1 protein-coding gene is annotated in these 1,334 nt (G+C 60.3%); it reads left to right on the top strand.

Translation table 11 applies throughout. The annotated features are described in order from the left end of the window. Window positions 1-367: 367 nt before the first annotated feature. Window positions 368-1,255 carry a tyrosine-type recombinase/integrase gene (locus BKY27_RS19565; protein WP_071676128.1) on the top strand — a complete coding sequence of 296 codons (888 nt, stop codon included), beginning with the start codon at window positions 368-370 and terminating at the stop codon, window positions 1,253-1,255. Window positions 1,256-1,334: the final 79 nt, after the last annotated feature.

Below are 1,334 nucleotides of genomic sequence, written 5' to 3' on the forward strand. Positions count from 1 at the left end.
GCGGGGTGGAGCAGCCCGGTAGCTCGTCAGGCTCATAACCTGAAGGTCGTAGGTTCAAATCCTACCCCCGCAACCAAAAATATCCCGTGATTACTGAGACTTACGCGCCGCCCCAGGGCGGCCTTTTGCGTTCGCGTGGTAGGCGTGGAAGCACTGTGGAAGCACGCGGCGGAAGAAAACCACTGTGGCAGACCGGCAACAGTGAGGTCGAGGCCTGACCGGAAGCTTCCGGCCCAAGGACGAAGCCGCTTCGCGGCATTGGCGCATTTGGCTGATGGTGTGAGCAGCCCGCAACAATGCGCATTTCGTTATCCGGCCGACCTGCCTGACGATTGGGGCCTTCTCAATCATCAGACAGGAGGTTCCCATGACAGAGGAGAGAGTAACCCCGCTGCGTCAGCGGATGATCGAAGACATGCGCATCCGAGGAATGGGCGACAAACACCAAAAGTCTCATATTCGGGCAATCAAGGATTTCGCGGCGTTCCTCGGGCGATCACCCGATACGGCGACGCCGGAGGACCTGCGCGCCTATCAGCTCCATATGACAGACACAGGGATCACCCCGTCGACCTTCAACACGCGTATTGTGGCGCTGCGGTTCTTTTTCGGCATGACCTGCGGGCGGGAAGAGATGAAGCGCTACATGCAGTTCCGTACCGAGCCGCGCAAGCTGCCTGTGGTTTTCAGCGTCGAGGAGGTATCTGACATCCTGATGGCAGCACCCGGACCGGGGCTGAAGTATCGGGCCGCGCTCAGCATCTCCTACGGCGCAGGACTTCGGGCGGCCGAGGTCTGCAACCTCAAGGTCGGCGATATCGACAGTGATCGGATGCTGATCCATGTCGAACTGGGCAAAGGCCAGAAGGATCGCAAGGTCATGCTGTCGCCCGGCTTGCTGGAGTTGCTGCGTGCCTGGTGGCGCGAAGCACGTCCCGAAGGCTGGCTGTTCCCGGGTAAACCGAAGATCAACCCGATCTCGCCAAGACAGCTGAACCGCGCCTTCACCTCGGCCAAGCATATGGCCGGGGTCAAGAAGCCTGCGACCTTGCACACGTTGCGACACAGCTTTGCCACCCACCTTCTGGAGGCGAACACTGACGTGCGCGTTATCCAGGTGCTGCTCGGCCACGCCAAGCTGACGACCACCGCGCGATATACCCACGTGGCCACCAAGACGATCCGCGACACCGTCAGCCCCTACGAGATGCTGGCAAGGTTGCAGGACCAGACCGTGAAGCGAAGCCTGGAGTGAACGGTAAGCGGTGCGCCGTTCACACGTGATTGCCGTAATTCCAGGGCAGCAGCAGGTTGATATCGGTTTGTTTGTGCCC

Source organism: Nioella nitratireducens (assembly GCF_001879715.1).
In the GTDB taxonomy this organism is placed as follows: domain Bacteria; phylum Pseudomonadota; class Alphaproteobacteria; order Rhodobacterales; family Rhodobacteraceae; genus Nioella; species Nioella nitratireducens.